Below are 5005 nucleotides of genomic sequence, written 5' to 3'. Positions count from 1 at the left end.
ATATATTCGAGAATCAAATACCTACAATCTGACAATGCCTATGATTAGATACATTTACTCATATAATTCAACAAATATGAGCAATCGTCACCATAGCTTTTGGCATTATAGCTCTCAACACATAGTTTCGTTGAAAGAAGAACTAAACCGCTCTTGGAGTAGTATTGAAGTGGCGCTTAAATTCGCGGCTAAATTGAGATGGGCTGGAGTAACCGACTCGACGTGCAGCATCACTAATACGAAGGCCTTCTAGTTGAATCAGCTCTTTGGCTTTATTAAGTCTAACCTTTTTCAAGTATTGAAGAGGTGATTCAAAGGTGACATTACGGAATGCATTGTGGAAGGCAGACACGCTCATGTTGGCTTCGTCAGCAAGCGATTGAACGGTGATGGTTTGGTCGTACTCTTCATGCACTTTAGACAGCGCTTTGGCAACACGTGCGTAATGGCCATCATGATGAGCTAAATCAAACAGCACACGCCCTTCTGAACCGGTTAATGCGCGGTAGACAATCTCCGTTACCATGGCATCGCCCAATATGTTGGCCTCAATGTCGCAATGCAGCGTTTTCACCAATCGGGTAAAGCTCTCTAGCATTTGCTCTTCCATTGGCGTCGATTCTAAGCCACTCGAGTTCTGTTTGTGCTTGTTGCAGTAGCTCTCTAAGAAGCCTTGATCTTCGAGCTTTTTGACTAAGCTATGCAAGCGTTGAGAATCAATGCTAATCGACAAGCCAAGCAATGGTTCACCATTAACAGGCAAGGCTTCGCACTCTAACGGCATTGGCACACCCACCACAAGATAATCACCTGCAGCGTAAGTCACTGGCCTTTCGCCAATGTAGATGTTCTTTTTACCCTGTCCGAGCATGATAATGCCAGACTGGTAAGTAAATGGCTGACGCTGATTCCCTCCACGGCTTCTATACAACCACACGCCGCTAATTTCAGTTTCTCTGATCCCTTCGAGATCATCCCAACCTTTGTGTTCTACATATGACTGTAACAACTGAGCGAGTGTTTTCATAAGTGGCGACTTTCCATTCCAAGTGCTAAGAGTAAGTAAGCTAAAGCAGAGGAAGAATATCAAGTTTGTAGAAATAGGCAATTTATTTGGAGGAACAGCTCTTCATTGACCTAGATTACTGTACTAATATGCAAATATAGAAATTGAGCAATAAACCAAAATAACAAATTTCGCTTTACACAAGGAATCTCTGATGCAATTTACTTACGTTAACCCTACTGTTATCCATTTCGGCCAAGGCCAAATCAACGCTATCAGCCAAGCGGTTGATACTTCGAAGAAAGTACTGGTCATCTATGGTGGCGGTTCAATCAAGAGCAACGGTGTTTACGACCAAGTTGTAGAATCTTTGAAAGATCACTCTTGGATCGAGTTCTCTGGCGTTGAAGCAAACCCTACCAAAGAGACGCTAGACAAAGCAGTCGCTCTTGTTAAAGAAGAAAACGTAGAATTCATTATCGCTGTTGGCGGTGGTTCAGTAATCGACGGCTCTAAGTACGTTGCTGCAGCGGCTAAATATGACGGCGACGGTTGGGACATCCTAACGGGCAAACACCAAGTAACTGAAGCGACGCCAATCGGTGCGGTACTGACACTTCCTGCGACAGGTTCTGAATCTAACATGGGTGCGGTAATCACGCGTAAAGCGACTCAAGAGAAGCTTGCTTTCCTTAACCCTGCAGTACAGCCTAAGTTTGCGGTTATGGACCCAGATGTAATGAAGTCTCTACCTGAGCGCCAATTGATCAACGGTTTAGTTGATGCGTGGGTACACGTGTGTGAGCAATACATCACGATGCCAACAGACGCGATGGTTCAAGACGGTTACGCGGAAACACTGCTTAAGAACCTACTTGTACTGGGTAAGCAATACGACGAGCGTGACAACGACGCATGGCGTGCAAACCTAATGTGGACAGCAAACCAAGCGCTTAACGGCCTAATTGGTACGGGTGTTCCTCAAGATTGGGCAACTCACATGATTGGCCACGAATTCACAGCACTATGGCACGTAGACCACGCACGTTCGCTTGCGATTGTTCAACCTTCACTACTTCGTAACCAAATCGAAGCAAAACGTGGCAAGCTAGAGCAAATGGGTCGTAACGTATTTGGCCTAGAAGCGGGAGCTGATTTAGCAGAACGCACAATCGCTGCAATCGAAGCGTTCTACCACAGCCTAGACGTAGCAACCATGTTTGACGGCTACGAAACAAACAAAGCAACGGCGATTGACAATGTTGTCGCTCAACTTGAATCACACGGCTACCTACAACTTGGTGAGAATCAAGCAATCACGCCAGAGAAAACACGTGAGATTCTAGAGTCTGCGATTCACTAAGAATCGGGAAAATAGAGAGAAAGTAAAGATAGTGGTCATACAACGATGAATTTTCACATCTGACTGAACCCATTACTTTTTTCTTTCGTACAACAGAAGCAGCGTTCATTTTGAGCGCTGCTTTTTAATTTGCCCTACAAGATGCTATTAAATTCTCATAAGTCCCTAATTTTATGTGCAATCATATTTCTATATTGTTAAGGTAAACCTGTCTCTTTACTAGGTATGAACAACGATTTGAACAATCTCAAGGAAATGGTTAAGTTTAAGTCACTTAACAAGTGGTATGGTGATTTTCATGCCCTAAAGGGTATCGATTTAAATATTGAACAAGGAGAGATAGTGGTGATTTGCGGGCCGTCTGGTTCGGGTAAATCAACCTTGATCCGTTGCATCAATCAGCTAGAACCTTTCGAAAGTGGCGAACTTTCCGTGCTAGAACAAGTGCTCCCGAGTAAGTTCAACACACCGGGCCAAGTCGGAATGGTGTTTCAGCACTTTCATTTATTCCCCCATCTTACCGTGCTTGAGAACCTTACTCTTTCTCCAATTCGTACGCTTAAAAAAAGCAAACAAGAAGCCGAAAAGATAGCAATGCACTATCTCGAGCGTGTGCACATTGCAGAACAAGCCAACAAATACCCAGTGCAACTTTCTGGCGGCCAGCAACAACGTGTGGCTATCGCCCGTTCTCTGTGTATGAAGCCGGAATTACTCTTGTTCGATGAACCCACTTCAGCGCTTGATCCGGAGATGATCAACGAAGTACTCGATGTGATGGTTGAACTGGCGAGCGAAGGCATCACCATGGTGTGTGTCACCCACGAAATGGGCTTTGCAAAACAAGTGGCCGACCGCGTTATCTTCATGGATGAAGGACAAATTGTGGAATCGAATACCCCACAAGCGCTCTTTGAAAACCCTCAACATGAACGTACTCAAGCGTTCCTAAATCAGATCCTGACTTATTGATGTTGATTCGAATTATTAAACCAGCCCTTTCCGCTCTAATACAAATTGTTGTACTAGTGGCCGCTGTTGTCTGGATTCTCGATTCTGGCGCACAAACCATGGGATACAGCTGGCAATGGGAGCGCGTGCCGGACTATATTGCTTTCTATGAAGATGGCGAATGGTGGCCTGCAGAGTTAGTTGAAGGGCTACTGGTTACCATCAATATCTCTCTGATTTCTTTGGTCGCGACACTGATCATCGGCTTAACGACGGCGCTATTGAGAAACTCAAATTCTGTGGTTGGACGCACCTTGGCCACCAGCTATGTTGAGTTGATTCGTAACACGCCGTTATTAGTACAAATTTATTTGCTCTATTTTGTGTTTGGCCCCGTGTTAGGGCTGGATCGTTTTAGCACTGCCGTTTTGGCCTTGGCACTTTTCCAAGGTGCTTACACCGCCGAAATCTTCCGTGCTGGTTTAAATGGTATTGCGAGAGGACAATTTGAAGCAGCTCAATCTTTGGGTTTATCAAAGACCTATACTTACTGGGATGTGATTCTTCCTCAGGTGGTGCAACGCACCTTGCCACCTTTGACTAATGAAGTGATCTCTCTTATCAAAAACTCTTCGATTGTGAGTGTCATGGCTATCTTTGACCTAACAACCGAAGCCAGAAACATAGTTTCTGAAACCGCGATGCCATTTGAGATTTGGTTCTCTGTGGCGATCATTTACCTTGCACTTACACTTTCACTTTCTGCCGTTGCAGCTTGGCTTGAGCATAAGCTCGGAGCTAACTGGCGAACACAATAAGGATTTATCAGCATGAAGCTATTTAAAACCGCAATTACAGCCCTACTTGCGCTTGCCGTCAGTTTGCCTGCACTTGCTTCTGAAACGCCTAACCTAGACAAAATAAACGAACGTGGCTCTCTACGCGTTGGTATGTCGACATTTGTTCCTTGGGCGATGCGTAACAAACAAGGCGATCTTGTTGGCTTTGAAATCGATGTAGCAAAACGTCTTGCTGAAGATTCTGGCTGGAAAGTTGAATTCGTACCGACGGCATGGGACGGTATTATCCCTTCTCTATTATCGAAAAAATTTGATGTAATCATCGGCGGTATGTCTATCACTGAAGCTCGTGCTAAAAGCGTATTGTTCACTGAACCTTACTCGCACTCTGGCGTTCAACTGGCGGCTAATAAAGAGCTAGCGGAAGGTTTTACTCAGATCTCTGATTTTGATTCTCGCCGTGTAAAAATTGCAGCACGTCGTGGAGCATTCACGGTTCAAGTCGCTCGTGAAACCTTCCCTAAGGCGAAAGTTCTACAGTTCGATGACGATGCTCAAGCATTCCAAGAAGTGTTGAACGGCAACGCACACGCGGTTATTGCGTCTAGCCCGAAACCAGAACACGAAACGATCAAAAACGCAGACACGCTATTTATTCCATTCGAAGAACGCCTATCAAAAGGTAATGAAGCATTTGCAGTTCGCCTAGGTGAAACTGACAAGACAGAATTCTTCAACGAGTGGATCAAAGCACGTACTGAAGACGGTTGGTTGAAAGAGCGTTACGAGTACTGGTTCTCTACTCTAGATTGGCAAGACCAGATTGCTCAAGGTCAGTAATCAGAACTTTTGCTGGTGAATCGAGGCAGTGCGTTGTCTGCACTG

At 44.9% G+C, this 5005-nt stretch carries 5 protein-coding genes; 4 read left to right on the top strand and 1 reads right to left on the bottom strand.

Annotation, left to right across the window (positions count from 1 at the left end; genetic code table 11):
• Positions 1 to 142: 142 nt before the first annotated feature.
• A complete protein-coding gene (locus tag AB4517_RS16945) occupies positions 143 to 1027 on the bottom strand; it encodes an AraC family transcriptional regulator N-terminal domain-containing protein (protein ID WP_372148856.1) in 885 nt (294 codons plus the stop codon).
• Positions 1028 to 1220: 193 nt separating this feature from the next.
• Here AB4517_RS16945 and AB4517_RS16940 point away from each other — a divergent pair, with 193 nt between their 5' ends.
• The 4 genes from AB4517_RS16940 to AB4517_RS16925 all read left to right on the top strand — a co-directional run bounded on the left by AB4517_RS16940 (position 1221) and on the right by AB4517_RS16925 (position 4960).
• The gene (locus AB4517_RS16940; protein ID WP_048615371.1) at positions 1221 to 2369 is read left to right on the top strand and encodes an iron-containing alcohol dehydrogenase; all 1149 of its coding nucleotides are present in this window, start codon (positions 1221 to 1223) and stop codon (positions 2367 to 2369) included.
• Positions 2370 to 2594: 225 nt separating this feature from the next.
• The gene (locus AB4517_RS16935; protein WP_029224268.1) at positions 2595 to 3341 is read left to right on the top strand and encodes an amino acid ABC transporter ATP-binding protein; all 747 of its coding nucleotides are present in this window, start codon (positions 2595 to 2597) and stop codon (positions 3339 to 3341) included.
• Entirely contained in the window at positions 3341 to 4138 is a 798-nt protein-coding gene (locus tag AB4517_RS16930) for an amino acid ABC transporter permease (protein ID WP_017062664.1), read from the top strand. Before AB4517_RS16935 ends, AB4517_RS16930 begins: the two co-directional genes overlap by 1 nt.
• Before the next feature lie 12 nt (positions 4139 to 4150).
• Entirely contained in the window at positions 4151 to 4960 is an 810-nt protein-coding gene (locus tag AB4517_RS16925) for a transporter substrate-binding domain-containing protein (protein WP_372148853.1), read from the top strand.
• Positions 4961 to 5005: the final 45 nt, after the last annotated feature.

Source organism: Vibrio sp. 10N.222.52.C3 (assembly GCF_041474195.1).
Lineage (GTDB): Bacteria > Pseudomonadota > Gammaproteobacteria > Enterobacterales > Vibrionaceae > Vibrio > Vibrio crassostreae_C.
Note: the sequence above shows the minus strand (reverse complement) of the source record. Positions and strands in the feature narration are given on the sequence as shown.

Bases quoted from the DNA above. Each gene is read 5' to 3' on its own strand.
- AB4517_RS16945 (WP_372148856.1), bottom strand. From the start codon at position 1,027: ATGAAAACACTCGCTCAGTTGTTACAGTCATATGTAGAACACAAAGGT.
- AB4517_RS16940 (WP_048615371.1), top strand. From the start codon at position 1,221: ATGCAATTTACTTACGTTAACCCTACTGTTATCCATTTCGGCCAAGGC.
- AB4517_RS16935 (WP_029224268.1), top strand. From the start codon at position 2,595: ATGAACAACGATTTGAACAATCTCAAGGAAATGGTTAAGTTTAAGTCA.
- AB4517_RS16930 (WP_017062664.1), top strand. From the start codon at position 3,341: ATGTTGATTCGAATTATTAAACCAGCCCTTTCCGCTCTAATACAAATT.
- AB4517_RS16925 (WP_372148853.1), top strand. From the start codon at position 4,151: ATGAAGCTATTTAAAACCGCAATTACAGCCCTACTTGCGCTTGCCGTC.